Origin of the sequence: Cryobacterium sp. M96 (assembly GCF_002929845.1) — a bacterium.
Taxonomy (GTDB): domain Bacteria; phylum Actinomycetota; class Actinomycetes; order Actinomycetales; family Microbacteriaceae; genus Cryobacterium; species Cryobacterium sandaracinum.
Window position 1 is genome coordinate 1 of the sequence record NZ_PJJS01000053.1, and the last position, 26,959, is coordinate 26,959.

Below are 26,959 nucleotides of genomic sequence, written 5' to 3' on the forward strand. Positions count from 1 at the left end.
GAAACCTAGACAGGAAGCGGCGTGCGGCCGTTAAGGCGCTCCGAAACACCCACGGATACAGCAGGGGAGCCAAAATCTCCGCCGAATTCGTTCAGCGGCGTTGCCGCACGGCCTCGGACTCGGAGCAGGGCGTTCGGGCACACTGCGTTCGGCACGCACGGTGATCCCGCGTAGCGGTCCACTGCTCGTCTACGTCGGCACCAGGAACAACCGCCCCGAAACCCCCAATTCGTGATCCATCATCGCCCGCAGCCGTCAGGATTCGCTCATCGAGGCGTAACGGTCAAATTGAACATAGATTTCGAATAGCACTTATCCACAATAGGAAAGACCCTCATTTCTTTGTTTTAATTTTGGCAACCTTTTGTTTGTGATCAACCTCTGGGAAAGCTTCGAAGCGGTTGCCGTGCCCGGCCCGTCCGCGGCGGCCCGGGCGGTCGCTGAGTGGCAGGCCCTCGCGGTGGGGCGTGGGGAGTCTCTGCGGTGCTCGGCGGTGTTCGGCGGTGCGCGGCTTCGACGACGACGACGACCTGCTGCAGGTGACCGCGGCGGTCGGGGTCCACGGGAGACGGGTGGACGCGGTTCGGGTGGCGGCAGCGGCCGAGGTCGCCGACCGGTCCAGGCCCGACGCGCTCGCCGTCAGAGATCTGATCAGCAACGGCGGCCAACAGAAGGCCGTGATCAACGATGGCGGACGCATCATCGCCCGGGGCGCACCGGAGCGTGCTTTCTCCGCGCGGAGCGACGGGCCATCCGCATGCTGCGCGGAGCCGCACAGACCATGGCACCACCCCGGCTCGAAACCGGGCCCCACACAGGGCGAAACACGACCAAATCCCGCACCCACACCCACACCGACACCGACATCGACACCGACACCCGCACCCGCACCCGCACCCGCACCCGCACCCGCATGACGGCCACCATCGAACGGAAAAACGCAACCCGGGACGACGAGTAAGGGGGTACTGGGCCCTAGGCTCGACCGGTTCGACCAACGTCACGGGGTCCCTGGCCGGGTTGGGTCTCCAGGGTCTCGCACGCTCGACCACCGAGGGGGAGCCGCCGGAAGGACAGCCTGAAGGACAGCCGGAATTGCCCTGGCCCACCGGGTGCCGTAACTTCTGAATCGGTGCTGTTCGCTGCCGCGCCGAGTCGAACCGGAGTTAAACATGACCACAATCGAGCTGCTCGTCTACGCCGACCGCCTGGGCGGCACCATCCACAATCTGCAGACGCTGCTCGACGGCCCTCTGAGGGCCTTCGGCAGCGTGCACGTGCTGCCGTTCTACGTTCCCTTCGACGGCGCGGATGCCGGCTTCGACCCGATCGACCACACCGCGGTCGATGCCCGACTGGGCACCTGGGACGACATGCGCAGCCTCGCCGGCACGCGCGGGCTCACCGCGGACCTCATCGTCAACCACGTCTCCTCCTCGTCGGTCGAGTTCATCGACTGGCTGGCCCGTGGCACCGCCTCCACCTCCGAGGGCATGTTCCTCACCTTCGACACCGTGTTCCCGAACGGCGGCACCGAGAAGGACATCACGGCGTTCTACCGGCCGCGACCCGGACTCCCCTTCACCGCCTACCAGGGCGCCGACGGCAGCCGTCACCTCGTCTGGACGACCTTCATGCCCACCCAGGTCGACCTGGACGTGAACCACCCCGCGGCCCTCGCCTATCTGCGTCGGGTGTTGCAGACGCTGGCCGCCGGCGGCGTCACAACGGTGCGGCTCGACGCCGTCGGCTACGCCGTGAAGACCCCCGGAACCGACAGCTTCATGACCGAGCAGACCCTCGAGTTCGCCCGCACGGTCGTGGCCATGGCCCACGAGGAGAGCCTCGAGGTGCTGGTCGAGGTACACGCGCACTACAGCCAGCAGCTCGCGATCGCCCCGCTGGTCGACCGCGTCTACGACTTCGCGCTGGCACCTCTGCTTCTACATTCGCTCGGCACCGGAACCGTTGACCGCCTCGCGGACTGGCTCAAGATCCGCCCCGCGAACGCCATCACCGTGCTCGACACTCACGACGGTATCGGCGTCATCGACGCGGGCCCGATCGGCGACAAGCCGGGCCTGCTGACCCAGGCCGAGATGATCGACATCTTCGCGCGGGCGGAGCGTGCCACACACGGCCACTCCTCCATCGCATCCGTCGTGCCCGAGTGGTTCACGCTGCCGCACCAGATCAACGCGACGTTCTACAGCGTCCTCGGCGGCGAGGAAGTGCCCTATCTTCTGGCCCGCGCCGTGCAGCACTTCCTGCCCGGCCGACCGCAGGTGTACTACGTGGGACTGCTCGGCGGCCTCGACGACACCGAACTCTTCGAGCGCACCGGCAATGGCCGCGACGTCAACCGCCACGTTTACACGGCGGAGGAGGTCGAACGTGCCCTCGCGACCGACGTGACCCGGGCCCAGCTCGGCCTGACCCGCATCCGCAGCACGCACCCGGCCTTCGACGGCGACTTCTCCTGGACGGCCATCGGCGACGACCGACTCGAACTCCTCTGGACCGGTACGGACGCCGTCGCGCGACTCACCGTGGCCATGACGCTGGACTCACCGAGCCTCCGCATCGAGCTGACGGATGCCGGACGCACGCAAGTGCTCGACACCGTCACATCCGTCGCCGCCTGGGAGCCCCCCGCGCGCTGACCTATTCGATCGGTCGAGATCGGGCTTGACTGGAGTGTGCCCACACCCCGTACCCGCTGCTACCGCGACGGCTCTCTCGTCGACGAGGATTTCCCGCTCGCCGAGGTGTCTGAGCACCTCGCCCTGTCCGGCGCCGTCGTCTGGGTGGACCTCGCCGATCCCGGCGAAGTGGATCTCGTCAGCCTCGCGGGCGAACTGGGCCTGCACGAGCTGGCGGTCGAAGACGCCCTGACGCTGCGGCAGAGGCCCAAGCTCGACCGCTACCCCGACCACCTGTTCCTGTCCGCGTACTCGGCCGAATTCGGCGTGGCGACCGCTCAGGTCACCACGCACGAGATCGCGGTGTTCATCACCGACCGGGCCTTGGTGACCGTGCACACTGAAGGCTTCGACCTGGAGGCCGTCGTGGCCCGCTGGGATTCGGCCTCCGATCTGGCCCGGAACGGAGTGGCCTTCCTCCTGCACGGGCTGCTCGACCACCTCGTCGACGGCTATTTCGACGCCGTTGAAGCACTGGACGAACAAGTCGAAGAACTCGAGGACCAACTCTTCCTGCCTGGTACCAAGCAGGAAGCGGTGCAGCGGGCCTCCTTCGAACTGCGCAAGAGTCTCGTGACGATACGCCGGGTCATCCTTCCTATGCGCGAGGTCGTGAACACGCTGCTGCGGCGCGATCTGCACCTGCTGCGGGACGAAATGGGTCCCTATTTCCAGGACGTATACGACCATGTGCTTCGCGTCATGGAATGGACGGAGAGCCTGCGTGACCAGGCCACCGCCATCCTTGAGGCGAATCTGGCGATTCAAGGCAACCGGCTCAACGTGATCACGAAGAAGGTGACTGGTTACGCGGCCATCATCGCCGTGCCCACAGCCATCACGGGCTTCTACGGGCAGAACGTGCCCTACCCCGGCTTCGCCCAGCCGTTGGGCTATTACAGCTCGGCCGCGCTGATCGTGGGGCTCTCGGCACTGCTCTACGTGCTGTTCAAGCGCAACGACTGGATCTGACGCTCCATGCGTGAAGAACTTAGTGCTTGAAAGCGTCCTTGACGTTTTCGCCGGCCTTCTTCACACTCGCCGAAGACTGCTCCGCCTTGCCGTCGGCAACCTTGGAATCATCCTTGGTGACCTTGCCCACGGCCTCAGTGGCCTTGCCCTTGAGGTCCTGGGCGGCGTTTTCGATCTTGTCGGATGCACTCATAGTGTCTTCCCTTTCCAGTGGTGTTGCGTCGCTGGCAGCCAGGCGCGCGTGCCCCAGACGTATGCGGTCGCAGCCGTCGAGTCCCCGGCGTCATCATCATCATCGGCCGGACCGACGAGCAACGAATCGAACGTGGGCATGACGGCACCGGCGGATATGCTGTCGTCGACGGCGGGTGAGTGGAACATCGGGAATCCTTCCGTTCTGCGGCTGACAAAGGCTGTCAGTAATACGACGTGTGTTGTGGCATATTTGTCACACGGATTTGTCAAGTAATTTTTGGACACGGCGGGTGAGAGGGTGGAGAAATGATGCCAACGACCCCAATCCGGGCACCGCTCGCATCTCCGTTTGAGTCATTCACCGACCAGACCCTGGCCGACCGCGCCGCCGACGGGGACATTCGGGCGTTCGAGGCGCTCGTGCGTCGCTACGGCCCACTGATGCGGGTGTATGCCAGCCGGGTCCTGGGATCAAATGACGAGATGGACGACGTCGTTCAGGAGTCCTTCATCACCGCCTGGCAGCAGCTGCCCACTCTCGACAACGGCGCCGCCGTCAGAAGCTGGTTGATGCGGATCGTGAGCCGGAAAAGCGTCGACCGGCTACGTGCCCGGCGTCCGCACCTCAACGTCGATCTCACCGACGCCCCGGCACCGGAGAGCCACTCCCCCCATAGACTGGCGGAGGTGGAGTCTCAAACCGAAGCTCTGACGCGTGTCCTCGGCGATCTGCCGGAAGACCAGCGCCGTTGCTGGATGCTGCGAGAACTCGCGGAATGCAGCTACGGCGAGATCGCGGAGGAACTGGAACTTCCCGTTTCAACGGTTCGTGGGCTTCTCGCCCGAGCTCGGAAGACTCTGCTCCAAGAGATGGAGGAATGGCGATGATGAACCCCTCCGATGAGCTCGCGGGCCACACCTTCGAAGAACTGAGCGACTACCTCGACCGGGACCGCACCCCCGCAGACCCGAGCATCGACGGCTTCCCCGAGTGCGAGATCGCCCTGCGCGGCATGCAGCGGCTCCGGCGCACGCAGCGCGCCCTGCTCCGGAAAGACGTGGAGCGCGAATCCGAGCGCGAGGACAGCTGGGTCAACTCGATTCTGCAGCACATCAATCTGGAGGCGCGCGCGGGCCGGGACATCCCGATCAGCCACCCCTCCCCCACCGCTCGCCTGAGCGTGACCGAAGGTGCGGTGCGCGGCATTCTGCGTGCCGCCGGTGACGGCGTGCCGAACATCATCGTCGGCCGGTGCCGCCTCGACGGCGAGGTCAGCGAGCCCGGCGCACCCGTCACCGTGCGCGTGGATGCCACGGTTCTGGAGGGCAAGAACATTCCACCGCTCGCCGAGCAGCTCCGGGAGGCTCTTTACACCGCACTTAGCCAGCACACGGAACTCGCCGTCGAGGCCGTCGACATCACCATCCGCGACCTGTACCAACCCGTACCCCCGCCGGCGAAAGCGAAAGCGAGCAGCGATGAGTGACGCCCTTGCACCTGGAGCGCCGCCGCCCGACCCCGGGACGCCGGCCCAGCTGACCGCTCAACTCGAGGGGGCGGTGCTGGCAGTCCCCGGCGTGGATACGCTGTATTCGGCAGCCCCGCTCGTGGCAACCGTGGTCGCCTCGGTGATCGCAACCACCGTCGAAGCCGTGACCGGCAAGCCGCGGTCGACCAGCTCCGTCTCCGTCTCCGTCTCCGAGAAGGAGGGCGGCCTGAAGATCGCGGTCAAGATCGGCGTCGCCGCACCCTTCGCGGCCCCCGACGTGAGCCGCCGCGTGCACGATGCGATCACGGATCAGCTCGACCAGAACGGTAACCCGGTCGTGACCGAGATCGCGGTCACCGTGGCCCGGATCGACTGACCGGGTTCGCGGTCACTCCGGTTGGCCACCGGTCCTCACGGCGGCGTCACACCCCGGGTGTGTAGCGTGAATACCCACACGACCTAAGGAGTCACCAGTGAGTCAGATAATCGACATCGGTATCCCGGATCAGCAGCTCGAGAAGATCGTTCACGGCCTGTCCCGGGTGCTGGCGGACTCGTACACCCTGTACCTCAAGACTCACAGCTACCACTGGAACGTCGTTGGCCCCATGTTCCACTCTCTGCACACCATGTTCATGGACGAGTACACCGAGCTGGCCCTGGCCGTCGACGACATCGCCGAGCGCATCCGTGCACTGGGCACCCCGGCGCCGGGCACCTACCGTGAGTTCACCGAGCTCGCCGTCGTGCGCGAGGACACCGACCTGCCGGATGCCCCGGAGATGCTCCGTCGTCTGGTCGCCGCCCACGAGGCCACGGCCCGCACCATCCGGGAGGTACTGCCCCTCGCCGAGGGTGCGCCCGACCAGGTCTCCACCGATCTGCTCGTGCGTCGCCTCGACGTGCACGAGAAGACGGCGTGGATGCTGCGCAGCATGCTGGCCTGAGCCTGCCAACTGCATTCAGTCGCCCAGAGCACGGCCGATCCGATCGATCACCTGGCCGACGAGCGCCTGCTGTTCTCCAACGCTGAATTCGACCCACCAGAACGGGGCCACATCGGCCGCCGCCGACAAGGCGTGTGCCGCCATCGGACCTAGACGTGACGTGACGTGACGCAACAGGGTGCGCCGGCTGGCCCTGGCGGCGGATGCGACGTCCGCCCCGCTGCAGGCATCGAATTCGCGCTTCCGGAAGAGCCGCAAGGCGATCAGCGCCAGCTCGTTCGGATTCCATGGCACCCGCATTCGCCCCGTACCGTTTGCAGGGCCAGACGGCCATCGTGACCGGTGCGGGGTCCGGGCTCGGCCGGGCCCCGGCCATCCGTTTCGCCAGCGAGGGTGCCCGGGTCATCGCGAGCGATGTGTCCCCGAACGGATAAACCAGTTGGCCGTCCTGCCGGCCGACGGCGGCCAGGCCGCGATCTGGGGCGAGCACGCCCGGACTCGTGCGCTATGCCCCGCGTCGGGCCGCCGCAACCGCGCTTCCAGCCATCGGGTCCCAGGTCGCGCTCGGGCGGCCCAACAGGTAGCCCTGGGCAAGCACGGCGCCGCTGGTGCGGAGACTGTCGAGCTGTTCCGTGGTCTCCACCCCCTCGGCGATCACCTCCACGTCGAGCTTCGACGCCAGCGCCAGGATTCCCTGCACGAGGGAGACGGAGGAGGCGTTGGGAAGGTCCTGAATGAAGCTGCGGTCGATCTTGATCTGGTCGACGGGAAGGGTGTTGAGCCAGGCCAGGGTCGAGAAGCCGGTGCCGAAATCGTCAAGGGAAATGCGGATGCCCAGGCGGCGCAGTTCCACGAGGCGCTCGACGATGCCGGGGAGGTCGACCAGTGACCTGCTCTCCACCACCTCGAGGGTCAGTCGCTCCGGTGCGAGGTCGTTGCGGTTGAGAGCCGTGCGAACCGTCGACACGAGTCGGCAGTCCAGAAGGGTGGCGGCGTCGAGGTTGACCGCGACGCCTAGAGGCCGAGCGCCTAACTGCGGCCACTCGACCACGTCCCGGCACGCGGTCGCGATCACCCACAGATCCATCTCGGTGATGAGGCCGCGTTCCTGCGCCAGCGGCAAGAAGGCGCCCGGGGCCAAAACGCCCAGTCGCGGGTGCGCCCAGCGGATGAGGGCTTCCGCACCCACCACCGTCTCCTCGCCGAAACGGGAGATGTCCACGACAGGTTGGTAGTAGAGCCTCATCTCGTTCGCCTCGACGGCACGGGCCAGCTCGACCAGCAGTGACGTGTCGGTGTCCCCCGGTGATTCCGGGTTCGATGATGCACTGCCCGGCACCTCGGTGCGGGCGACGGCGATCTGATTCCGTCCCGTTCTCTTTGCGTCGTACATCCCGGCGTCGGCCGCGTCGAGGAGCTGCTCGCCGCGACCCCCCTGTCCACTGTGCGAGGCAACACCCACACTGGCGGAGATGCGCACGTGCTGGCCGGCCAGGTGGAAAGGGGGATTCAGGCAGCCGACTACTCGGTGGGCCAGCTCGATGGCCGAATCTTCGCCGTCGAGATCGGTGACAAGCACCGCGAACTCGTCGCCGCCGAGGCGGCCGATAGTGTCATTGGTTCGAACCTCGGCGCGCAGGCGAGCCGCGACCTGCCGCAGCAGCTCGTCCCCGGCGCGATGGCCCAGCCGGTCATTGACGCGTTTGAAGTTGTCGAGGTCGCAGAACAGCACCGCCGTTCGGCTGTGAGGCTGGCACTCTGCCAGGGCGGTGTCGAGCAGCAGCGCGAACAGCGCTCGGTTGGGCAAGCCTGTCAAGGCATCGTGCTGGGATTGGTGCCTCACTGTCTCGAGCAGCCGGGCCCTTTGCATGGCCGTTTCTCCCTGGTGGCTGACACCTTCGATCAGGGTGATGGCCTCCGCCAGGACCTCGGCCGCGACGGGGGCAACCCAGCAGGCCGTTGCGACGCCCATCAACATATCCCCGGCGAGAAGGGGGACGGCGACCACGTTGTGTGAACCGATGGCACGGAGCAGCTCCGCCAGGGCCGGGCTGGCGTCGTCAGCCGTGATCAGAACGCGTTCCTGCCGTCTGAGAACGCCGAGAAGCTCCGGCGTCTGCTCCACAGTCAGCGTCGTACGCATGAAGAATTCGCGATCGGCAGGCTCGAAACCGACGGCTGAGGCAGGGCGAAGCTCACCAAGGTCGGCGTCCCAGAGGAGAACGGATGCCGCGTCACTGCCGACGATCGCCGCCAGTGCCGACGCGATGACTTCCGCGATCGCCTCGACGCTGTCGCTGATCGCCAGTTGGTGGGCGAGGTTGAGCAGTGCGGTCGTGCGAACTCCCTCCCGGCGGGATTCCTCGAGAGCCGTGAACAGGTCCAGGGCTGCGGCCGCGTGTCCGGCGTAGGCCTCGAGCAGGGCCCGATCTCCTAGCATCGCGGTGTGTCCCTCCGTGAACACGGCGGCCAGATGCCCGTGGATCCTGCGATTGGAGGCGATGTCAACGACCAGCGCGCGCTCGCCCAGTTGCTCTCCGCGCAGCATCCGTGCCACGAGATCGGCGCCACGTTCGTCGCCAAGCCCTCGGTGGCGGACCAGCGGCGCGCCGCCCCCGGCAGGTTCGACGATGAGGAGGTATGACGGCGCGAGCACGGCGGAGGCGGCGCGATCGACGATTCGGGCGAGCACCTCGTCGACATCGTCGCTGCTAACGAGGTCAGCCGCGGCCAGTTGCACCTCCCGCACCTTGTCGCGCAGTACGCCGAGGGATGCGTCGACCCAGCGACTCCGCGTGCGCCAGGACCACCAACGCACCCGCGTTGACCAGGTCAGCACGTATTCGCACGCCGGGTAGCCGTCCGATTGGCACTGCGGGTGGCTGATGTGGGCAAGGGCGAGTCCGAAAATGGCCGGCACGGACGAAAACAGTCCCTGGGCGTATTGGCAGTCGAGTCGGGACGGACGATAGCCGTCGTGGAGGCGGTAGCGCACGGTCGCGCTGGTCTGTCCGACCCGGACTGCATCCATCGTCGACGTTGTGGTGAACTTCGGCACCATGCGTGGCAGCTGACGAAAAATTGCTCCAGGTGAGGCGAACACACTCAGGAGCTGCACCAGCACGGGCTGGACGTCACCGCGGACCGCACCGGTACCCACGGTGAACATGGTGTTCGGGTCACCGAGCACCGCGGTTGCGGCCTCGAACAGCCGGATTCGGGTGGCGTAGCTGACCCACGCGGACGTGTTCTGGAGAGTCTTTGCATCCTGCTGTACGCCCGCCCGGGCGAGCACCTCGATGACGGCTCCCTCCCCACCGCGCTCACGCACGTGGCGCAGGAGTAGGCTGATAGTCGTGTTTGCGGTTTCGCGCGGCTCTGTGTCCATCGTCTTGCACCTCTCAACTCTTTATCGACGGGTTTCGGCGTGGGGTAAGCGCGGAAATCGGTTCAGGACCGTCATCCGCTTGTCGAACGCCTCCAATCGTGCCACCAAGATCTCCTGTCGTGACACGTGACGCGCGAATGAAGACGCGATGAGCGAGCGCTACCCCGTCATTTGTGTGCGAGGCTTTTCTGACAGCAGAACGTCCTGATCAATGCCTATCCCGGAACGCTGGAACCGGACTCCGTTTGGATCCACCAGTTCCACGACGCCGCATGGGCACATTCGGGGTCGAGCCGCAATCGTACGACATCGGCCGCGCGGCCAGGGGTCTCGTCGATTTCATCGATCTGGTGCATGCCAAGACTCGCGGCGGACCACCCGTCTACCTCGTGGCGCACTCCATGGGCGGGCTGATCTGCCGCACCGTCCTGCAGCGCGAACTGGCCGACCCCGCCGAAGCGGTGTCGAAACTCTGCACGATCGGGACCCCGCATGGAGGAATCTCCCCCGAGCTCGGCGGGCCGATCGGGGGCTGGCTCATGGACCGGTTCGGGCCGCTGGGCAGCGATATCTTCTCCCCCGGCACATGCAGGAGTACATGCTGTCGGCCACCCACGACCCTGCCCGGGAAACCGACCCGAAAACGGGCCGGTGGGACCCCCGGGCATGGTGGGCTCCTTCCCTCCCTCCCGCATCCTCAGCATCGTCGGCACGAATTCACGCGACTATTCCGTGGCCGCCGGGCTGTCATCCGCGGTCATGGGCGTGCAGAGCGATGGTCTCGTCGCGATCCGCAACGCTTACGTTTACGGGGGCGCGCGGGCCTACATCCATCGCTCCCACTCGGGTCGATACGGCTTGGTCAACTCCGAGGAAACGTACCAGAACCTTTCCCGCTTCCTGTTCGGCGGGTTGCGGGTGGAGGTCGCCCCGCACGGGGTGGAGCTCGATCGCAACGACCGCATCTGGCAGGGCGAGGCGAGGCTGGCCATCCGTGGCGTGCCTGCGCTTATTCATGAGCAGACGGCCGATCATTATTGCCCGATCGATCTGAACGCCACGGAGAAGGGCATCGCCGGGCCCCTGTCACCGGTCCCGTCGATGACAATCTTCCTGCAGCCGAAGAACGTGCGTAAGTGCCGCTACGCCCTCGACCTCAACCTCAACCTCAAGATCATCTCACTCAAGGAGACGGGCGGCACCCTCGGTTTCGGGGGACACCTCGAGCAGATCGCGGACTGGCAGGACACGCTCATCGTCGACGTCGAGGTGAACGACAAGGGCGCGGCCAGAAGCGTGATCTGGGAGTGGAACAGCACCCTCGCCGTTCGAATCGCCGAACAAGCAGAGCTGCCCAACCAGCTCGACTGGGCACCGGGCAAGTCCAGCGACGGGCAATGGCAGCTGCCGGTTCCCATCGTCCCGATGGGGCAGGCGGTGCTCGGCAGCCACGCGCGCCTCCAGGTCAGCATCGGCCTCTGGGCCTGAGCGGCCGCCTCGCGCGATCGACCCGATCCTGATCACGCATCACCGCCCGGACCCCACCGGGACGTAGGCGCCCCTGTGCGCCATCCACCCTGGCCCCTTCTCGACCGCGGACCGAGGGCGACAGTCCAGCCCGACGCCGAACGAATTCGACGGAGATTTTGCTCTAGACCGCCCGTTCTCGGTGGGAATGGCCGGATTTTGGCAGAATCTCCGTCGAATTGGTTGGGGGCGCACGGCAGGCAGTCGGGGCGGCTCCGCCCCGAGGCAGGTAGCACCGGCGCACGTCAGGCCGTGGGCCGGTAGCGCCGTGGGGCGGAGGCCTGGGCGACCAGGGCGCGCAGGCTGTCGAGGCTTCCGGTCACAAGACCTTGGGCACGGGCCTGCACGAGCACGTTTTCGATCGCGGTGGCCTCGACGGGGCCGGCCAGCACGGTCAGCCCCGTTCGGTTCGCGGTGAGCTGGCAGAGAAGGTCGTTCTGCGACCCACCGCCGACGATATGCACCGCGCGGATGCTCCTTCCCGACAGCTCGCTCGCGACCCGGAGGGTCTCGGCATAGGCAGCCGCCAGGCTCTCGACGATGCTGCGCATGAGTTCGACCGGGGTGCCCGGCACCGGCAAGCCGTGCTCGGCGCAGTAGGAACGGATGCGCGCCGGCATGTCCCCGGGTGCCAGAAAACGGGGGTCGTCCACGGCGAAGGTCACGTCTGCGAAGAGGCCGGCGCGGCCGAGCCCCTTCACGGAGAGCACGGTGTCGCCCACCGGGGCGACCTCCCGCATCACGGTGATGCGGTCGCAGACGGCGAACACCTCGTCGAAGCGGTGCGAGATGAAGAGGATGCTCGCGCCCTGGGCCCGCAGGTTGCGGGCAACCTGGAACAGGCGCTCCACCTCGATGTCCGAGAGCGCGGCGGTCGGCTCATCCATGACGAGCACCGTGGCGCCCTGGGAGATGGCCTTGGCGATCTCGATGATCCGCTGGTCGGCGATCGACAGTCCCTCGACCGCTCGGTTGGGATCGATGCGCACGCCGAGCTGGTCGAACAGGTCGCGGTGGCCGTGCGCACGGAGGCCCGGCTGATCAGGCCCAGCCGGCCTTTCGGCTGGCGCCCAATGAAAATGTTCTCGGCCACTGTGAGGTCGGGGAACAGGGTGGGTTCCTGATAGATCGCGGAGATGCCGGGGGCCTTGCTGTCGGCCACGGTGCGGAACGACACCGGCTGCCCGTCGACCTGGAACTCGCCGGCGTCGAGGCGGTAGAGCCCGGCCAGGATTTTCACGAGGGTGGACTTGCCGGACCCATTCTCGCCGACCAGGGCATGGATCTCACCGGGGAGGATTTCGATGTTCCCGTCTGCGAGGGCGACGACCGGTCCGAATGGCTCAACGGCACCGACAAGGGTGAATCGTTTCAGAGAACGTGTATTCAGCGAATATACGGATTGGTTGGGGCGTCCGTCGACAGCAGAAAAAGTGCGATCCCCCAAATGAGATTCAACCGAGACTTCGAATAGGTCTCGTGTATTGAGTCGTTTCAATCTGCGGCGCGGTGATTCACACTTCACCTAGAGGCAGCAAAGCGCAAGGCGAAAGGGTGACGATGGCAACGGTGAGTGTGCGCGAAGTCGCGGCTCGCGCCGGGGTGTCGGTCGGCACCGTCTCCAATGTGCTCAACCGGCCGGGCAAGGTTTCCCCGGCAACCGTGGAGCGGGTGCAGACGGCAATCTCCGCCCTCGGCTTCGTGCGCAACGACGCTGCCCGGCGACTGCGGGCCGGCCGCAGCCGCAGCATCGGGCTCGTCGTGCTCGACGTCGCCAACCCGTTCTTCACGGATGTCGCGTGCGGCGCCGAGGACCGGGCCGCCGAAGAGGGTCTCACCCTGCTCCTCGGCAACAGCGACGAGAACATCGACCGAGAGAGTGCCTACCTCGACCTGTTCGAAGAGCAGCGTGTGCACGGCGTCTTGATCTCCCCGCTCGGCGAGGTCGGGGACCGGCTCATGCGGCTGCGCGCCCGCGGCACCCCCACCGTTCCCGTCGACCGGCAGACGGCCGTCCACAGCTTCTCCTCCGTGGCCGTCGACGACGTGGCCGGCGGGCACCTCGCCGCGGAGCACCTGGCCTCGATTGGGCGCACCCGGATCGCGTTCGTGGGTGGGCTGCAGAGCATCCGTCAGGTTGCCGACCGGCTGGAGGGCGCGCGGCAGGCCGTGCGGGAGCATCCGAACGTGTCGCTCGAGGTGATCAGCACGGAGTCCCTCTCGGTGCTGCAGGGGCGTTTCGTGGGCGAGCAGTTGCGCGCCCGCGACCCGGTCGACCGGCCGGACGCCGTGTTCGCGGCGAACGACCTGCTCGCCATCGGCGTGCTGCAGGCCCTGAGCATGCTGGGCGATGTGCGGGTCCCCGAAGACGTGGCGCTCATCGGCTACGACGACATCGCTTTCGCGGCGGCAGCCATCGTGCCGCTCTCCTCGATCCACCAGCCGAGCGCCCTGATCGGCCACACGGCCGTCGACCTGCTGCTGCGCGAAGCCACCGGCGGCGACGATTTCGTGCACGAGCAGATCGAGTTCCAACCGGAGCTGATCGTGCGGGAGTCCACCGCCGGCTGACTGGGTCCCGCTCCTTCCGCCCGGGCATCCGCTGGCGATTCCGCTCCTAAACTTGACCGCATGACACTGCAGCCCCTGCTCAACAAAGACACCCGCCTGTGCATCTCCCTGGCCGCCCGGCCCAGCAATTTCGGCACGCGTTTCCACAATTACCTGTACGCCGAGCTGGGGCTCGATTTCATCTACAAGGCGTTCACCACGACGAATCTTGCCGCCGCGATCGGCGGCGTGCGTGCGTTGGGCATCCGTGGCTGCTCCGTGTCGATGCCCTTCAAAGAAGATGTCATCGCCCTGGTCGACGAGTTGGATGACTCGGCGAGCGCCATCGCGTCGATCAATACGATCGTCAACGACAACGGTTGCCTGCGGGCCTCGAACACGGATTACATCGCCGCCGCCGATCTGATCCGCGCGCGCGCCCTCGACCCGACCACTCCGTTCCTGCTCCGCGGCAGCGGCGGAATGGCGAAGGCCGTCGCCGCGGCCTTCCGCGATTCCGGGTTCGAGCATGGCACCTTGATCGCCCGGAACGAGGCCCGAGGCCGGACTCTCGCCACCGAGCTCGGCTACCGCTGGGCGGCCGAGCCGACCGGTCTCACCGCACCTCTGCTCGTGAACGTCACCCCGATCGGCATGACCGGCGGTGCCGAGGCGAACGACCTGTCCTATTCCGCCGAGGTGATCGCCGACGCGACCTGCGTGTTCGACGTGGTGGCGTTGCCCGCGGAGACTCCGCTCATCCTGGCCGCGCGCGCGGCAGGTAAGACCGTGATCACGGGGGCCGAGGTCATCGCTCTGCAGGCAGCGGAGCAGTTCGAGCGCTACACCGGGGTGCGGCCGGGGCCGGAGCAGGTCGCCGCGGCATCCGCCTTCGCCCGCACTCACGCACGGTAGCGCGCGCCTGAACCAAGTCGACGCCGAAGCAGGTTGCTTCAGTCGGCGTTCACGTGACTTGACCGGGGCCCTCGTTGCCTCCAGGGGATCCTCGTCAGGAAACGCCTCCCCACGAGGACAATCCACCCCGGTAACGACGAATGGCCTCCGAAATCTCGGAGGCCATTCGTTTTAAGACCTGTTCTAAGACCAGAATCAACCAGTTCTGAGCACGACCCTGTGGCGGGCTGTTCCTATAACTCACAGGCCACTGAATCAGTGGGCAATTTTTTGGTACTTTCGCGTACATCCTCTGCGCTCTGTCAAATAATCCTCTACCGGCCGAGCAACGTGGCCAACTCGTCGAGCGACTCCCCCGTAATCGTGAACTACTGGGTGACACCCTCGAGTAAAATCGCGAGCTCGTCGAGTACGACGTCCCAGCCCTCTCGGTTCTGCTCAAAACGTTCGCGACGGTAGCGGGTGCCGCCGGGGAGTGTGTCGAAGCCCGATTCGATCACCGTGACATCCGTCCCGGTACCAGCATCGGCGATGGTAAAGCGCACGTGCGTCGAGTACTCGTCGAGCTCTTCTGCGGGGATTCCCGACCAACGGAAGCCGAACGAGCCGTCGGGCACCACCTCGGTGATTTCGATCGGGAAGCTGCCGTAATCATCCCAGTCGATGCTGCCAGTAGCACCGGGCTCGAGCGTACCCATGATTGCGTATCTGTTCACGGGCGGGAGAGCTCCGTGAACGCGAGTGGCAACGCATTAGTGGTCGGTCTAAGTTCCTTGCCGACCGTGCCACGCAGGCAACGCAAGGCAACCCGACTGCCCAACGGGCATGGGGCCGGTATGTTCAACGACTCGACGTCGGGACCGCGATGTCCACTCCAACTACAAGGCCAACTGGCCACTCAAGGTGCTACCCGGCGCCGCAGACGGCGCAGAACTCGACCCGCCGCTCCGAACATAACCGCGCGCACCCACTCGGCACTCATCACTCCATCGCACGAGCAGGACAATTCGCAGCGCCGAAAAGCGGCCGTTCGAGCATCCCTGGCCGTGCATCGTCATTTAATCCGCAGCCGCCAGCCCGCATGAGTTTCCTCTGCCCTCTGCCTCGCTTCCACTGGAGGTGTTGACCCGTTTTTGCTGGATAAGAGACATTTGTGTCAGAAGTGCCCGCCAGAATGAGCTTGTCTACGTCACATCACGGAAAGATGGCATCATGCCCAAACCGCTTTAAATCATGCTGCTCATTGCGGCGCCCCTCGTCCTTGGCGGAACCACCGGAAGCGGAGTTGCCGCCTTGGCCGCGCTTGCACTGGTTCTGATCGCCAGCCCGATCATCTGGAAGGTCCGCAAGGATCGCTATTTCAGTTCCGACCAGTTCCAAACATTGCGATCCGAGATCGCCGTCGTTGTCGCCGAGCACAACGAGGTCGTGAACTACGTGGCCGAGATCCGCTCACAGGGCTCATTTGAGCTGGGAGCGTCCTCAGCGGGTCAGTATGCGCACCTGGCCATGTTTGAGAACAACTCGGCGTGGAACAATCGGCGCGACCGCAACGTCTCCGACTACGCGCCGCAAGTGCACAACACATCTCTCCAGGTCGTCCGCAATGCCAGCGTCGAGCCGATCAAGTACGTCATGAAGTACTTCTCCATCAAGGCCGACCAGGAGACCCTGGCTGACGTTCAGCGTGTCGCCGAGGACATCTCGCGGCTGGAGGAGGCGGTCTCCAACGTCAAGGGTCGCGAGGCAGAGATCACCGCGAGAATCAATCCGCCGAAGTTCATCCTCAAGCGTCACGCCGACGAGTTCTGGAACCAGATCGGTGCCCACCTGTCGCCCATCGAGGTGCCGTACCCGGTTTACAAATTCCAGTACACCTCCGCAGGAGGCAACAGCGGTCAGGCATCGACCATCGCACTCGACACTCCCACCCTTGATGCACTGTCCGCGACGCTCGTCCAGAAGATCCGCTGGACGAAGTCGGCCGCTGGGCAGCGCACGCTGATGACGGTGCGACTCCGAGGCGAGATCAAGCAGCGCGACCGCTACGCCTGCTTGCAATGCAGCGTCTCGGTGGCTGCCAAGCCGCACCTTTTGCTCGAGGTCGACCACATCATGCCGGTGTCCAAAGGCGGTCTCAGCACGCCCGAAAACCTCCAGACGCTCTGCTGGCGGTGCAACCGAACGAAGGGCTCAAAGGTCCTCGCGTAGCTCAGCGCGGCCAGAGCCGTCATGTTGTTCCTTTCGTGTGCGCCGATGGGCGTTCACTTATCGGGATTTGTCTATCTCCCGACGATGTCCGAGGCGGAGGATGATCACAATTAACTGGTCGTCGTGAAGGCTGTCCTGTCGTAACCGTGGGTTAAACCCTGCTCGGGAGTACCGGTTTATGGCCGCCGAGGCTGAGCATGGTGAGGGCGATCAGGCGTCGGGGATGTGAAGCCGAAAGCGATGCGGGTGATGAGTCGGATCTTGGTGTTCATGGATTCGACCCGGCCGTTGGCTGATCCGACTAAGCCGTGGCGTGCGCGGCGAGCAGTTCTCGGGTGAACGGATGCTGCGGCGCAAGAAATAGCGCCGCAGCCGGTCCCTGCTCCACGACAACGCCATCCTTCATCACGAGGATGTCGTGGCTGAGCGCGCGTACCACTGCGAGGTCGTGCGAGATGAACACCATCGCCAGCCCCGTCGTCTCCTGCAAGGATGCCAGCAGCTTGAGCACCTGGGCCTGAATAGACGCGTCCAGCGCCGACACCGGCTCGTCGCAGACCAAGATACTCGGCTGCCGGGCCAGCGCCCTGGCGATCGCCACGCGCTGGCGCTGCCCGCCGGAGAGCTGGTGCGCCCGCCGCCCCAGCAGGGAATCGTTCAGTGCCACCAGCTCGAGTAGCTCGATCGCCCGCGCCCGGCGTTCGCGCCGTCGACGCCGCCCGAGCCGGGTGCCATCCAGAGCGATTGCCTCCGACAGGATCTGCAGTACTGTCGCCCGCGGGTCGAAGGCACTCAGGGAGTCCTGGTGGATGATCTGGATGCCGCCGCGTCGGGCCCGCCGCGTCGATTCCGGCACTCGGCTCCAGGGCTCACCGTGCATCAGAACATCGCCGCGGTCCGGGGTTTCCGTGCCCAGCAGCATCCGTGCCACCGTGCTCTTGCCCGACCCCGACTCGCCCACGATGCCCACGGTGTGGCCAGCACGCAGCTCGAACGAGACCCCGTTCACAGCGTGTAGCTGCGCGGCCGCCTGGCCGTAGGTCTTGGCGAGGTCCCGCGCGGCGAGCACCACGGGGCCGGTGTTCGGCGGGGCCGGCGGTCGGCTCTGCGACGCCGCCGCCAGAAGCTCGCGAGTATACGGATGCTGCGGCGCGGCGAACAGGTCGGCCGCAGGCTGCAACTCGACGAACCGCCCGTCTTTCATCACGGCGATGTCGTCGGCGAGCTGGCGGATAATCGTAAGGTCGTGGCTGATCAGCAGCAGCGCGAGGCCCGACTCCTTCAGCTGGCGCAGCAGGACCACAATCTGGGCCTGAACGGTCACGTCGAGGGCTGTAGTGGGTTCGTCAGCGATCAGCACGGCCGGCGAAGCCGCGAGGGCCGAGGCGATGAGTGCGCGCTGGCGCAGGCCACCAGAAAGTTCGTGCGGGTAGTGACGCACGCGCATGGCGGGCTCTGGTATGGCCACCTGATCGAGCAGCTGCAGCACCCGGCCGGCACGGTCGGCGCGGCCGAGTGTGGGTTCGTGCACCTCGAGGGGTTCGGCCACCTCGGCGCCCACCCGGCGCAGCGGGTCAAGGGAGACGAGGGCGTCCTGGCTCACGAGGCCAACGCGGGCACCGCGCAGGCGTCGCCAAGCCGGCTCGGTCAGGTCTCGAGCGTCAACTCCGGCCACGGTCAGTTCCTCGGCGGTGACCCGTGCGCCCTCCGGGGTGAGTCCGATCAGGCTGCGGCCGGTCACCGTCTTACCGGCACCGGACTCCCCCACTATGCCGAGGCATTGCCCGGCGGCAATGCTGAACGAGACGCCGTCGACCACGGCGGTCGCCGAGCCCGGCAGAACCACGCGCAGGTTGCGCACCGTGATGACGCTCATCGCTGCCGCCGCGCGCTTCGGGCCTGCAGGTGTCGGCCTAGAATGCTTGTCGACACCACGGTGGCGGTGATCACGAGCCCGGGGAACACGGCGATCCACCAGGCGCTGGCGAGAAAATTGCGGCCTTCCGAGAGGATGAGTCCCCACTCCGGCGTTGGCGGCTTCGGCCCGAGGCCGAGGAAGCTCAGGCCGGCTGCGGCAGTGATGGCGGTGCCGACTCCCATGGTGGCCATGACCAGCAGCGGGCCGAGGGTGTTGGGTAGCACGTGGCGCAGCACGGTCACCGCGGGCGACACACCAAGCGTGCGCGCGGCCTCCACGTAGCCGGCGCGCTTGACCACGAGGGTTTGCACCCGGGCGACGCGCGCGTATGAGGGGATCACCGCGAGGGCCACGGCCACGAGCAGGCTCGCCTCCCCCGGGCCGATGATTGCGATCACGATCAGGGCCAGCAGAAACTCCGGGAAGGCCATCACGATCTCGATGGCGCGGCTCAGCACACCGTCGCCGAGGCTGCGCATAAGCCCAGCGAATGAGCCGATCACGAGCCCCACGACCAGAGCGATCAGCGTGGCACCGAAGCCAATGGCGAGCGAGTACCGCGAACCGTAGATCACCCGTGCGAACACGTCGCGGCCAGTCTGGTCCGTTCCAAACGGATGCCCGGGGCCGGGCGCCAGCAGCGCCTCACCGATGTCGGTGCGCAGGGGGTCAGCGGCGGTGAACACCCCGGGCAGAAGGGCCGACACCACGAGGAGCACGAGGAACCCGGCGGCGGCCCAGAGTGCCGGGGCGGGCATCCGCTTGACTCGACGTGACCGGACGGCGACGAGGACGCTCATGCGTAGGCCTGCTTAGTCTCCAGGCGCGGGTCGATGCGGTCGGCGACAAGGTCGACGAGCAGGTTGATCACGGAGAAGGCCACCGCGGCGAGCACGATAATGCCGAGCACCACGGGTACGTCCCGGTCAACGATGGCGTTGAGGGCTACGCGGCCAAGCCCTGGGCGGGCAAAGACGGTCTCGACCAGCACCGACCCGCCGAGCAGCGAGCCGACCATATACCCAGTGAGCGTGATGCTGCTGGCGGCGGCGTGGCGCAGGGTGTGGCGCACGACGAGCCGGGTGTGGCTGGCACCACGGGCACGCACGGTGTCGACGAAGGGCAGCGCTGCTGCGTCATCGAGGCCCTGCCGCAGCACCTGGCTGATGATGCCGGCCACCGGGATGGCGAGGGTCGCTGCTGGCAGGAGGAGAGCGCCGAACCCCACCGTGGCGACGACCGGAAACCAGCCAAGCCCGAAGCCGAAGACGCTAATCAGCACGAGACCGATCCAAAACGTGGGCGACGACACGGCAACGAGTTCGAGCAGGCCGGCCAGCGGTGCTGTGCGCCGGCCGCGCCCGATCAATGCCGACCCGAGCGCGAGCAGGAGCGCGAACACAACGGCGAGGGCCATCAGCTGCACGGTGGGCACGAGTTGCTGGCCGATCACGTCGGCGACGGGTTGCTGCCTGCGGTACGACGTTCCGAGGTCGCCCTGCACGAGGCGGCCGAGGTAGCCGAGGTATTGCACGAGAAGCGGGTCGGCGAGGCCCCAGTCTTCGCGGATCTGGTCGCGTACCTGTGTCGAGACGTTGCCGAGCCCGATGAGCACGTTCACCGGGTCGCCCGGGATCAGCCGCAATGCGAAGAATCCCAGCGTGGCGGCGCCCCACACCACAAGCACCATGCCGCCGAGCCGACCGAGCAGGCGAGCGCCCGGTCGGCCAGCGCCGCGTGCGTGCCCGTGGCGTTCGATCACGGAGCGGTCGTGAGGGACGCCTCGTAAAAGAGCGGCTGCCCGTACAGGTCGAAGCTCAGGTTCTCGATGGTCTTGCTGTATGCGGTGATCGCGGTGGGCACGGTGATCGGAACCATGGCGACGTGGGTAGCGTTCCACTGCTGTAGCTGCTGGTAGAGGGACTCGCGTTCGGCCGGGTCGCTCGTGGCGATGGCGTTGTCGAGAAGCGTGTCAACGACCGGATCGGCGGTGGATGAGCCGTTCTTGTAGCCGCCGCTGTGCAGGTGGGCGCGCAACACGTCGGCGTCGACACTGGGAAAACTCCAGTCTGATAGGTCGTAATTACGCTGGTCGAATGCTTCGTAGTACTGGGCGATTTCACGGTTGTCGCGCACAATTTCAAAGCCGATTTCGCGCAGGTCCGACTGCACGACGTCTCCGAAGCTCGCGTTGGCATCGGAGACAGGGTTATAGGCGAGCCACTGCGCGCTGAGTCGGGCTCCGTCTTTCATGCGGTAGCCCTCGGAGTCGCGCTCGGTCCAGCCGGCCGCGTTGAGCAGGGCATTAGCCTGATCGGGGTCGAAGGCCCAGCTGTCTTCGAGGCTCGGATCGTAGGAGTTCGGGGTGGCCGGGGAGAGGATACTCCACGCGCGTTCCGCCTGCCCCTGGTAGATGCTCTCCACGGCCGGACCGATGTCGACTCCGAGGGCGAAGGCGCGGCGCACATTCTCGTCGGCGAAGACGCCGTGCGCCTCGTTGAGGAACAGGGTGTACGGCAGGCCCGGCATGGTCACGTTTTCGATAGTGAACTCGTCACCGATCTGTCCCACGGCGTTCGGGGTGATGTCGCTGGCGATCTGTGCTTCACCGCTCGTGAGTGCGCCGGTGCGAACCGACGATTCGGGCAGGATGCGGAACTCGAGCGTGTCGATGGCCGGCGCGCCCCGGTGGGTGCTGCCATCCGGTGCCCAGTTATAGTTTTCGTTCGCGGTGAAGACGATGCTCTGGTCTGGCGTGTACTCGCTCAACACGTACGGGCCGGTGCCCACCGAGATGCCGGGGCCGCCGGCGGGCAGCTGGGCTGCGTTCTCACGCAGCGCCGCGGGCGAGTAGAAGCCGAGCTTGGCGGTGCTCACGGCCTGCAAGAACGGGGCGTAGGGCTGGCTGAAGTCGACCCGCACGGTGTACTCGTCAACGACCTCGGTGCCCGCGTAGAAGCCACCGGTTTCGGCGTACCCGATGAGGCTGGCGGCATCCGCTGACGCCGTTTCGGGAGCGACCACGTGCTCGAAGTTGGCCTTGACGGCCTCGGCGTTGAAAGGCTCGCCATCGTGGAAGGTGACGTCATCGCGCAGGTCGAAGGTGTACTGCAGGCCGTCGTCGGAGATCTGCCACGACGTGGCGAGCCACGGCACGAAGGAGCCGTCGGCCTTCTGATAGACGAGCGAATCGAAGGAATTGCGCATCACGAGGGCGGTGGCTTGGAAGGCCGATGAGTGAATGTCCATCTTGCCGCCGCTGAGCGTGCCACCGTTGATGGCGTAGGTCAGGGTAGTGGAGTCGGCCGCGGTGTTCTGGGCGGTGGCACTGCACCCCGTAACCACAGCGACGGTGGCGATAATGGCAGCTGCGGCGCGCAGCCAGGATGTTGTATGGGCGCGAGAGCGCATAAATGGGGTCTCTTTCTCAGGTGCGGATCAAACTAGCAACTAATTGACTCCGCCCATCAAACGTACCTTGCCCGTGGAGCAGGCCGGCCGGAACGAGTGACCGCGTAAACCGCCTTGCGCGAACCCGCGACCAGTCCGAGGTGGAGAAAGTCCTCTGGATGATCGCCGTCGTATTCGCGCCTCTACTCGGCGCGCTCGTTTGGTATTTAGCCGGGCCACACCCATTCGGCCTTCGACTCACACGCCAGGTTCGATAGACCTCGACCTTCATTTCCCTTTGCGGAAGGGGTTCCTTGGCTGGCCTATCGCCGGCTCTCCCCCCGTTTTGATTCCGTCCCGTGATTGCTCGGCCCCTCATGACATCAATTGCACTCCGTGACATGGGGATAAAGTGGGAATCACCGATGGTCGCCTGGTTTCACGCCCACGTGTGCACGGTCGAGGGCGTGGGAGGCAACCGATGGGCACCTTCCTCAGCACGTTTCTCTCCGATTCCGCGGAACTTCCGGAGCTAGCCGATCGTGTTCGTTTGTCCGGGCCGGTGCCGCTTTCGTCGCCTTTGCCTGTCGGGGATCTTGCCGCGGACAGCATCGCAGCGACCAAGCTGATGGCCTCGTTACTGCACCTTGTCCGTTCGGAAGTGCGGGATCCGAAGGCGGATGAAGTTCCGCGGGTGGGCTCTGCGCCGCAACTGGTCGCCGGCGCCTTCCGGAGTGACCAACTATTTCGGTGGAACGGGGACCCCGCGCCAGCGTGGGCGCCCCTGTCCGGATTCTTCGCCTCGAGCGACGGTTGGGTTCGCACTCACGCCAACTATCCCCATCACGAAGCGGCTTTGCGCTCACTACTGAGATTGGATGGCTCCGCCACCACCGAGGCTGTCGCTCGCGCAATTTCGCGCCGCAGCGCCCTCGATCTGGAGGATGAAGCATCAGATTCTGGTGCGGTGATCAGCGCGGTTCGCAGCCCGAGCAGTTGGAGAGGACATCCTCAAGCCCAATCCCTGAAAGCAGCTCCCTTCATCAGCCTGGTGCAGCAGGCAGGAGACTCGGGCCTCCATAGCCTGGGGTCGGCCGACAGACACGCGCCCCTGGAGGGCGTTCGGGTGCTCGACTTGACCCGCGTCATAGCCGGGCCGGTGGCCACTCGCAGCCTCGCGTTCTTCGGGGCAGATGTCCTTCGCATCGACAATCCTGGCATGCCGGAACTCCCCTGGCAGTACCTCGACACCGGGCAAGGGAAGCGTTCCGCGCTCCTTGATCTCGGCTACAAACCGGATCGAGACCGCCTCGAACAGCTACTGACGGAAGCCGACGTTGTTGTCTCGGGATACAGACCGAACAGCCTCAACCAATTCGGCCTCTCGCCGGTCGAACTCCACAACCGCCATCCAGGGCTCGTTATCGGCCGGGTGAGCGCGTGGGGGCAAAGCGGACCTTGGGCCGAGCGCCGAGGATTCGACAGCATCGTCCAAGCAGCCAGCGGCATCGCCCAGATTCACGCAGACGGCACCGGCAGGCCAGGAGCTTTGCCGGCCCAAGCACTGGATCACTCCGCCGGGTACCTACTTGCCGCCGGGATCATGTCAGCACTTCGACGTCGCCACCTCGACGGGCACGGGTGGACCGTCGACATTTCACTGGCCCGGGTCGCTCACGAGCTACTCGCCCAGCCTCATTCCCCGCAGACCGAAGCCGGCCCATATGAGATCCAAACCGTGAACGCGGAAACGTTAGAAGGGACCGTCACCTGTGCCGCACCCGCGATCAGCATTAGCGGCGGTCCGAATCGCTACAGGTGGATCGGCAGCCAGTGGGGAGCGGACCAGCCGGAATGGGCCGAGTCACGATCCGCCAGCGGCGAGCGATAAGTCCCACCCGGAAGGTGCGCCATCGGCAAGTGCAGCATGGCGAAAGCCGCCCGCTGAAGGTTAGTGTCGCGCCATCCCTGTGCAGCGCACCTGTTGGCTGCTGTGGTGCCGGCCATTTCGGCACCGATCACGAACAGGTCGTATTCCTTACTTATGCCGCTCATGCTGTAGTGATCGCATCGCGCAGTTGCTCCAGTGTTGGGGCGCCGGCTAGTCCCGTGGGGGTCTTGTAGATGCGGCAGGCCAGCCCGACCGACGCCGATAGGTCGGGAAAAAGGTCTGTTCCGTCCATCAGCATGCTCGGAGATCCCCGAAAACCGATTGTCTCTGCGTCTTCCAGATTCTCGACCAACCGCCGGGTCACAACGATGCCGGGGCATGCAGCCGCGATCAACGCCAGCCGCTCAGCAGCGATTTTCCAGTTCGGGCACCCATCGAAGTACTGCAACGTAATATCCATGCCTTCACCGTAAACGTTGCACCGCAGTGCAAGGTCAAGTGGTGAAATGGGAATATGCAGATTAGAGACCTGGCCATCGCGAGCGGCGTAACCGCACAGACGATCCGGTTTTATGAGCGGCGCAGCCTGTTGGATCACGCCGAACGTGGGGGGAACGGTTACCGCCACTACAACGAAGCGGCCCTATCGCGCCTGCGGTTCATTCGGTCTGCCCAGACGGCTGGTCTGACATTGGCCGAAATTGGCGGCATCATCACTGTTAGAGAAGCTGGCGAGGTGCCGTGCGAACACGTCTCCAACCTCCTCTTGAAAAGACTTGCGGATGTGCACCGCCGCCAACAAGAACTCGTACTCCTTGAAACAGAGCTGCAACACATCATCGACGCGAGCCAGCATCTCGACCCAGGCGATTGCGAAGCGGGCGGTGTCTGCCACGTCATCACCCACGCTCACCAGTAGCGCGCAACGTTCACCCATGCCATGAAGCGATGCGAATTCACCGCCATCTAGCGCTGCCATTCACACAAAAGAACCGAATCTGTCACCTATGCGGCCACTGATTCCAATTCCCGCAAAGACTGCCGCTCCTTCGAACCCTCATCGGCGGATGACCGCAGGACGACGTGCCTCAGGGCACGCGCCCACCTGGCGCAGCGGGATTTGTGGAAGTACCTACCGATCCTCCGTGACGGATCGAAGCACGAATGACTAGCGGAAGTGTGCGCTGGGCCGGCCCGCCCGGTGGGGCATCTGCTCCTGTCCCGAGTTGCAGGATTGCCAGGGACGAAACGTGAGCGTTGAAGGCAAGACCGCATGGGGACGGCCGAGCCACACCAGTACCTGACCGCGCGCATCGCCGCTGCTGTCGGCACCGAACTGAGCATCCATGGGCGCCACACTCTGCCCACGGTAACGATTGGCATCGCATTGTTTACGGAACACTCGACAATAGCCAGCCTGGTGCGCGACACCGATTCCGACCTGTTCCACGCCAAGCGATCCGGTCGCGGTCATTGGCAGCTCTACAACGACACGATGCGCTCCGAGAGCGGCCCGGTCAAGACTGGGCTTTCGCCCCTACGTCGATGGAGACCTCGGCGATCCGCTTGATCGCTGCGAGGGTTTTCGGTATGCCACCGAGGGCCTGCTGGGTGCGGTCGGTGATCTGAGCGTGCGCCTTTTCGCCGAACTTCTCCTCGAACATGGCGATCCCGTCCGGCAGGAACTCCCAGGACTCGGTGAGCATCGTCCCGGTCTCCGCGGCGGTGAAGCTGAAGCCCCAGCGCACGAAGCTGCCGCCCACCACCCAGGCGAACTCACGTCCGTGCTCTGCCGTCACCACCTCGGACCGGGTCTGCCAGGTCCGGTGTGGGAGCTCGTTGTGCCCGGTGAACCAGGCACCGACCCGACCGGCCTCGGCCTCGTCATCCCACCAGCATGACGTACAGACCGGGCTCCACTCTCCGGTGCGGGTGATGTCGGAGAGTAGGTCATAGAGAAACGCGGCCGACGCCTCGACGATGATGGACTCCTGGTGGCTGAGGGTGCTCGTCTCATTCATGCATTTACCCTAATGGAGGGGGTCATTTCTGCTGCCGCCGGCTGCCGCCGTGCCAGTCTTCTTGCTTTCCGACCGTGTCCGCGTCGACTCCGAACGCGGCCAGCTGTGGCTGCTCGCGCAGGCTGCGCTTGAGTTCGGCAAAACCCGGGAAGCGGGCCAGCCCGACCACGTGGTCCCACAACTCGACCGCCGAGTCCTCGTGTGGCAGCCGGCTGATCACCGGCCCGAAGAAGGCCGCACCGGCGGGCGGCTCGAAGTGGATGATGGGCGTGCCCACGTCTTTTCCCGTCAGCGAGAGTGCCTCGTCCGTCTCCTGCTGGATCTCGATGTCCCATGACTCGTCGTCGAGAGCTTCCGCCAGCTCGGGCGGTAGGCCCGCCTCGGCGAGGATCGGCTCCGCAAACTCACGCGTCCCGCGGAGCTCACGCACCTCACCCTCGGTCCGATGGTTGTCCGGGCCGGGGGCGGTGTCGAAGATGTGGGTCCCGAAGGCGGCGTATAGCGGCGCCATCGCCTCGCGGCCGTGCTCCGCTCGCGCGCGGGCGGCTACCCGCAGGAGCCTGAGTCCGGCGGTGTGTCCAGCTTCGTACTCGGAAGGGAAGTGCGTGTCGTAGTCGACCTGGGCATTGATCAGGCGTAACGAGATGAACCGCCAGTCCACGGTGTAGTCGCGTTGCTCCTGCACCTGCCGCACCCACTTGCTCGTCATCCAGGCGAAGGGGCAGACCGGGTCGAAGTAGAAGTTGATGTCAGCGTCCATGCGTCCACCCTAGGTCAGTGCCGCAAGCACGACCGAGATCGATTTGGCGAGGTGGACTCGATGGGTGCCTCGGGATGACGTA

Annotated in this window: 27 protein-coding genes and 3 pseudogenes; 15 read left to right on the forward strand and 15 right to left on the reverse strand. The window is 65.7% G+C overall.

Annotated features, from left to right (window positions below):
• Nucleotides 1-781 precede the first annotated feature (781 nt).
• The 3 genes from CXY79_RS16060 to CXY79_RS12995 all read left to right on the forward strand — a co-directional run bounded on the left by CXY79_RS16060 (nucleotide 782) and on the right by CXY79_RS12995 (nucleotide 3,674).
• Nucleotides 782-961, forward strand: a complete 180-nt coding sequence (locus CXY79_RS16060) for a hypothetical protein (RefSeq protein ID WP_158250295.1) — start codon at nucleotides 782-784, stop codon at nucleotides 959-961.
• A 211-nt stretch (nucleotides 962-1,172) separates the two neighbouring features.
• Nucleotides 1,173-2,663, forward strand: a complete 1,491-nt coding sequence (gtfA, locus tag CXY79_RS12990; RefSeq protein WP_104102242.1) for a sucrose phosphorylase — start codon at nucleotides 1,173-1,175, stop codon at nucleotides 2,661-2,663.
• A gap of 36 nt (nucleotides 2,664-2,699) precedes the next feature.
• The gene (locus CXY79_RS12995; RefSeq protein WP_104102244.1) at nucleotides 2,700-3,674 is read left to right on the forward strand and encodes a magnesium transporter CorA family protein; all 975 of its coding nucleotides are present in this window, start codon (nucleotides 2,700-2,702) and stop codon (nucleotides 3,672-3,674) included.
• A gap of 19 nt (nucleotides 3,675-3,693) precedes the next feature.
• Here CXY79_RS12995 and CXY79_RS13000 read toward each other — a convergent pair whose 3' ends face one another.
• Both CXY79_RS13000 and CXY79_RS13005 read right to left on the reverse strand, forming a co-directional pair.
• Nucleotides 3,694-3,867, reverse strand: a complete 174-nt coding sequence (locus CXY79_RS13000; protein WP_104102246.1) for a CsbD family protein — start codon at nucleotides 3,865-3,867, stop codon at nucleotides 3,694-3,696.
• Nucleotides 3,864-4,055, reverse strand: a complete 192-nt coding sequence (locus CXY79_RS13005; protein WP_104102250.1) for a hypothetical protein — start codon at nucleotides 4,053-4,055, stop codon at nucleotides 3,864-3,866. Before CXY79_RS13005 ends, CXY79_RS13000 begins: the two co-directional genes overlap by 4 nt.
• Nucleotides 4,056-4,178: 123 nt before the next feature.
• Between CXY79_RS13005 and CXY79_RS13010 the strand changes: the two genes are divergently transcribed.
• The 4 genes from CXY79_RS13010 to CXY79_RS13025 all read left to right on the forward strand — a co-directional run bounded on the left by CXY79_RS13010 (nucleotide 4,179) and on the right by CXY79_RS13025 (nucleotide 6,306).
• Nucleotides 4,179-4,757 carry an RNA polymerase sigma factor gene (locus CXY79_RS13010; RefSeq protein ID WP_104102253.1) on the forward strand — a complete coding sequence of 193 codons (579 nt, stop codon included), beginning with the start codon at nucleotides 4,179-4,181 and terminating at the stop codon, nucleotides 4,755-4,757.
• A complete protein-coding gene (locus tag CXY79_RS13015; RefSeq protein ID WP_104102691.1) occupies nucleotides 4,754-5,356 on the forward strand; it encodes an Asp23/Gls24 family envelope stress response protein in 603 nt (200 codons plus the stop codon). The genes CXY79_RS13010 and CXY79_RS13015 overlap by 4 nt, the downstream gene beginning before the upstream one ends.
• A complete protein-coding gene (locus CXY79_RS13020) occupies nucleotides 5,349-5,735 on the forward strand; it encodes a hypothetical protein (RefSeq protein ID WP_104102256.1) in 387 nt (128 codons plus the stop codon). The genes CXY79_RS13015 and CXY79_RS13020 overlap by 8 nt, the downstream gene beginning before the upstream one ends.
• A gap of 97 nt (nucleotides 5,736-5,832) precedes the next feature.
• On the forward strand, nucleotides 5,833-6,306 hold the full coding sequence (locus tag CXY79_RS13025; protein WP_104102258.1) for a Dps family protein: 474 nt from the start codon (nucleotides 5,833-5,835) through the stop codon (nucleotides 6,304-6,306).
• Nucleotides 6,307-6,321: 15 nt separating this feature from the next.
• Here CXY79_RS13025 and CXY79_RS13030 read toward each other — a convergent pair whose 3' ends face one another.
• Nucleotides 6,322-6,600, reverse strand: coding sequence for a hypothetical protein (locus CXY79_RS13030; protein WP_146068142.1), 279 nt, complete (start codon nucleotides 6,598-6,600; stop codon nucleotides 6,322-6,324).
• Here CXY79_RS13030 and CXY79_RS15755 point away from each other — a divergent pair.
• Complete coding sequence (locus tag CXY79_RS15755; RefSeq protein WP_369827985.1) at nucleotides 6,594-6,740, forward strand: SDR family NAD(P)-dependent oxidoreductase; 147 nt, start codon at nucleotides 6,594-6,596, stop codon at nucleotides 6,738-6,740. The genes CXY79_RS13030 and CXY79_RS15755 overlap by 7 nt on opposite strands.
• A gap of 71 nt (nucleotides 6,741-6,811) precedes the next feature.
• Here CXY79_RS15755 and CXY79_RS13035 read toward each other — a convergent pair whose 3' ends face one another.
• The gene (locus CXY79_RS13035; RefSeq protein WP_104102263.1) at nucleotides 6,812-9,694 is read right to left on the reverse strand and encodes a bifunctional diguanylate cyclase/phosphodiesterase; all 2,883 of its coding nucleotides are present in this window, start codon (nucleotides 9,692-9,694) and stop codon (nucleotides 6,812-6,814) included.
• 666 nt (nucleotides 9,695-10,360) lie between these two features.
• Between CXY79_RS13035 and CXY79_RS13045 the strand changes: the two genes are divergently transcribed.
• Nucleotides 10,361-11,182, forward strand: coding sequence for a hypothetical protein (locus CXY79_RS13045; RefSeq protein WP_104102268.1), 822 nt, complete (start codon nucleotides 10,361-10,363; stop codon nucleotides 11,180-11,182).
• Between the two features lie 284 nt (nucleotides 11,183-11,466).
• On the opposite strand, the gene CXY79_RS17010 is transcribed toward CXY79_RS13045, so the two are convergent.
• Together CXY79_RS17010 and CXY79_RS17015 are read right to left on the reverse strand one after the other, a co-directional pair.
• On the reverse strand, nucleotides 11,467-12,210 hold the full coding sequence (locus CXY79_RS17010) for an FGGY-family carbohydrate kinase (protein WP_369827986.1): 744 nt from the start codon (nucleotides 12,208-12,210) through the stop codon (nucleotides 11,467-11,469).
• 101 nt (nucleotides 12,211-12,311) lie between these two features.
• A pseudogene (locus CXY79_RS17015) lies at nucleotides 12,312-12,746 on the reverse strand (ATP-binding cassette domain-containing protein); the annotation flags it as partial.
• A gap of 35 nt (nucleotides 12,747-12,781) precedes the next feature.
• Here CXY79_RS17015 and CXY79_RS13055 point away from each other — a divergent pair.
• Both CXY79_RS13055 and CXY79_RS13060 read left to right on the forward strand, forming a co-directional pair.
• Entirely contained in the window at nucleotides 12,782-13,792 is a 1,011-nt protein-coding gene (locus CXY79_RS13055) for a LacI family DNA-binding transcriptional regulator (protein WP_104102270.1), read from the forward strand.
• 60 nt (nucleotides 13,793-13,852) lie between these two features.
• Nucleotides 13,853-14,686: a shikimate 5-dehydrogenase gene (locus tag CXY79_RS13060; RefSeq protein ID WP_104102272.1), complete on the forward strand. Its 834-nt coding sequence runs from the start codon at nucleotides 13,853-13,855 to the stop codon at nucleotides 14,684-14,686.
• 368 nt (nucleotides 14,687-15,054) lie between these two features.
• Here CXY79_RS13060 and CXY79_RS13065 read toward each other — a convergent pair whose 3' ends face one another.
• Nucleotides 15,055-15,402, reverse strand: coding sequence for an SRPBCC domain-containing protein (locus CXY79_RS13065; RefSeq protein ID WP_134415652.1), 348 nt, complete (start codon nucleotides 15,400-15,402; stop codon nucleotides 15,055-15,057).
• Between the two features lie 517 nt (nucleotides 15,403-15,919).
• On the opposite strand from CXY79_RS13065, the gene CXY79_RS13070 reads away from it, so the two are divergent.
• A complete protein-coding gene (locus CXY79_RS13070) occupies nucleotides 15,920-16,897 on the forward strand; it encodes an HNH endonuclease (protein ID WP_104102277.1) in 978 nt (325 codons plus the stop codon).
• A gap of 151 nt (nucleotides 16,898-17,048) precedes the next feature.
• On the opposite strand, the pseudogene CXY79_RS13075 reads toward CXY79_RS13070, so the two are convergent.
• The 5 genes and pseudogenes from CXY79_RS13075 to CXY79_RS13095 form a co-directional block, all read right to left on the reverse strand.
• A pseudogene (locus CXY79_RS13075) lies at nucleotides 17,049-17,196 on the reverse strand (transposase); the annotation flags it as partial.
• 2 nt (nucleotides 17,197-17,198) lie between these two features.
• A complete protein-coding gene (locus CXY79_RS13080; RefSeq protein WP_104102279.1) occupies nucleotides 17,199-18,773 on the reverse strand; it encodes an ABC transporter ATP-binding protein in 1,575 nt (524 codons plus the stop codon).
• Nucleotides 18,770-19,615 (reverse strand): ABC transporter permease, encoded by an 846-nt coding sequence (locus CXY79_RS13085; RefSeq protein ID WP_233191474.1) that lies wholly within the window; start codon nucleotides 19,613-19,615, stop codon nucleotides 18,770-18,772. Before CXY79_RS13085 ends, CXY79_RS13080 begins: the two co-directional genes overlap by 4 nt.
• Nucleotides 19,612-20,577: an ABC transporter permease gene (locus CXY79_RS13090; RefSeq protein WP_255409041.1), complete on the reverse strand. Its 966-nt coding sequence runs from the start codon at nucleotides 20,575-20,577 to the stop codon at nucleotides 19,612-19,614. Before CXY79_RS13090 ends, CXY79_RS13085 begins: the two co-directional genes overlap by 4 nt.
• A complete protein-coding gene (locus tag CXY79_RS13095; protein ID WP_104102282.1) occupies nucleotides 20,574-22,226 on the reverse strand; it encodes an ABC transporter substrate-binding protein in 1,653 nt (550 codons plus the stop codon). Before CXY79_RS13095 ends, CXY79_RS13090 begins: the two co-directional genes overlap by 4 nt.
• 137 nt (nucleotides 22,227-22,363) lie before the next feature.
• Here CXY79_RS13095 and CXY79_RS17020 point away from each other — a divergent pair.
• Both CXY79_RS17020 and CXY79_RS13105 read left to right on the forward strand, forming a co-directional pair.
• Nucleotides 22,364-22,483, forward strand: a pseudogene (locus CXY79_RS17020) (PLDc N-terminal domain-containing protein); the annotation flags it as partial.
• 203 nt (nucleotides 22,484-22,686) lie between these two features.
• Nucleotides 22,687-24,096 carry a CoA transferase gene (locus CXY79_RS13105; RefSeq protein ID WP_104102287.1) on the forward strand — a complete coding sequence of 470 codons (1,410 nt, stop codon included), beginning with the start codon at nucleotides 22,687-22,689 and terminating at the stop codon, nucleotides 24,094-24,096.
• A gap of 160 nt (nucleotides 24,097-24,256) precedes the next feature.
• On the opposite strand, the gene CXY79_RS17025 is transcribed toward CXY79_RS13105, so the two are convergent.
• Nucleotides 24,257-24,724, reverse strand: coding sequence for a hypothetical protein (locus tag CXY79_RS17025; RefSeq protein ID WP_369827989.1), 468 nt, complete (start codon nucleotides 24,722-24,724; stop codon nucleotides 24,257-24,259).
• Between CXY79_RS17025 and CXY79_RS13120 the strand changes: the two genes are divergently transcribed.
• Complete coding sequence (locus CXY79_RS13120; RefSeq protein WP_104102293.1) at nucleotides 24,611-25,015, forward strand: heavy metal-responsive transcriptional regulator; 405 nt, start codon at nucleotides 24,611-24,613, stop codon at nucleotides 25,013-25,015. The genes CXY79_RS17025 and CXY79_RS13120 overlap by 114 nt on opposite strands.
• A gap of 598 nt (nucleotides 25,016-25,613) precedes the next feature.
• On the opposite strand, the gene CXY79_RS13125 is transcribed toward CXY79_RS13120, so the two are convergent.
• Together CXY79_RS13125 and CXY79_RS13130 are read right to left on the reverse strand one after the other, a co-directional pair.
• Nucleotides 25,614-26,117: an SRPBCC family protein gene (locus CXY79_RS13125; protein WP_104102295.1), complete on the reverse strand. Its 504-nt coding sequence runs from the start codon at nucleotides 26,115-26,117 to the stop codon at nucleotides 25,614-25,616.
• Between the two features lie 22 nt (nucleotides 26,118-26,139).
• On the reverse strand, nucleotides 26,140-26,877 hold the full coding sequence (locus CXY79_RS13130; RefSeq protein WP_104102298.1) for a hypothetical protein: 738 nt from the start codon (nucleotides 26,875-26,877) through the stop codon (nucleotides 26,140-26,142).
• Nucleotides 26,878-26,959: the final 82 nt, after the last annotated feature.

What these genes read in the sequence shown, in the direction of transcription:
- CXY79_RS16060 (WP_158250295.1), top strand. Translation starts at nt 782, where the DNA reads ATGGCACCACCCCGGCTCGAAACCGGGCCCCACACAGGGCGAAACACG.
- gtfA (WP_104102242.1), top strand. Translation starts at nt 1,173, where the DNA reads ATGACCACAATCGAGCTGCTCGTCTACGCCGACCGCCTGGGCGGCACC.
- CXY79_RS13000 (WP_104102246.1), bottom strand. Translation starts at nt 3,867, where the DNA reads ATGAGTGCATCCGACAAGATCGAAAACGCCGCCCAGGACCTCAAGGGC.
- CXY79_RS13005 (WP_104102250.1), bottom strand. Translation starts at nt 4,055, where the DNA reads ATGTTCCACTCACCCGCCGTCGACGACAGCATATCCGCCGGTGCCGTC.
- CXY79_RS13010 (WP_104102253.1), top strand. Translation starts at nt 4,179, where the DNA reads ATGCCAACGACCCCAATCCGGGCACCGCTCGCATCTCCGTTTGAGTCA.
- CXY79_RS13015 (WP_104102691.1), top strand. Translation starts at nt 4,754, where the DNA reads ATGATGAACCCCTCCGATGAGCTCGCGGGCCACACCTTCGAAGAACTG.
- CXY79_RS13020 (WP_104102256.1), top strand. Translation starts at nt 5,349, where the DNA reads ATGAGTGACGCCCTTGCACCTGGAGCGCCGCCGCCCGACCCCGGGACG.
- CXY79_RS15755 (WP_369827985.1), top strand. Translation starts at nt 6,594, where the DNA reads ATGGCACCCGCATTCGCCCCGTACCGTTTGCAGGGCCAGACGGCCATC.
- CXY79_RS13035 (WP_104102263.1), bottom strand. Translation starts at nt 9,694, where the DNA reads ATGGACACAGAGCCGCGCGAAACCGCAAACACGACTATCAGCCTACTC.
- CXY79_RS13045 (WP_104102268.1), top strand. Translation starts at nt 10,361, where the DNA reads ATGGTGGGCTCCTTCCCTCCCTCCCGCATCCTCAGCATCGTCGGCACG.
- CXY79_RS13055 (WP_104102270.1), top strand. Translation starts at nt 12,782, where the DNA reads ATGGCAACGGTGAGTGTGCGCGAAGTCGCGGCTCGCGCCGGGGTGTCG.
- CXY79_RS13060 (WP_104102272.1), top strand. Translation starts at nt 13,853, where the DNA reads ATGACACTGCAGCCCCTGCTCAACAAAGACACCCGCCTGTGCATCTCC.
- CXY79_RS13070 (WP_104102277.1), top strand. Translation starts at nt 15,920, where the DNA reads ATGCTGCTCATTGCGGCGCCCCTCGTCCTTGGCGGAACCACCGGAAGC.
- CXY79_RS13080 (WP_104102279.1), bottom strand. Translation starts at nt 18,773, where the DNA reads ATGAGCGTCATCACGGTGCGCAACCTGCGCGTGGTTCTGCCGGGCTCG.
- CXY79_RS13085 (WP_233191474.1), bottom strand. Translation starts at nt 19,615, where the DNA reads ATGAGCGTCCTCGTCGCCGTCCGGTCACGTCGAGTCAAGCGGATGCCC.
- CXY79_RS13095 (WP_104102282.1), bottom strand. Translation starts at nt 22,226, where the DNA reads ATGCGCTCTCGCGCCCATACAACATCCTGGCTGCGCGCCGCAGCTGCC.
- CXY79_RS13105 (WP_104102287.1), top strand. Translation starts at nt 22,687, where the DNA reads ATGGGCACCTTCCTCAGCACGTTTCTCTCCGATTCCGCGGAACTTCCG.
- CXY79_RS13120 (WP_104102293.1), top strand. Translation starts at nt 24,611, where the DNA reads ATGCAGATTAGAGACCTGGCCATCGCGAGCGGCGTAACCGCACAGACG.
- CXY79_RS13125 (WP_104102295.1), bottom strand. Translation starts at nt 26,117, where the DNA reads ATGAATGAGACGAGCACCCTCAGCCACCAGGAGTCCATCATCGTCGAG.
- CXY79_RS13130 (WP_104102298.1), bottom strand. Translation starts at nt 26,877, where the DNA reads ATGGACGCTGACATCAACTTCTACTTCGACCCGGTCTGCCCCTTCGCC.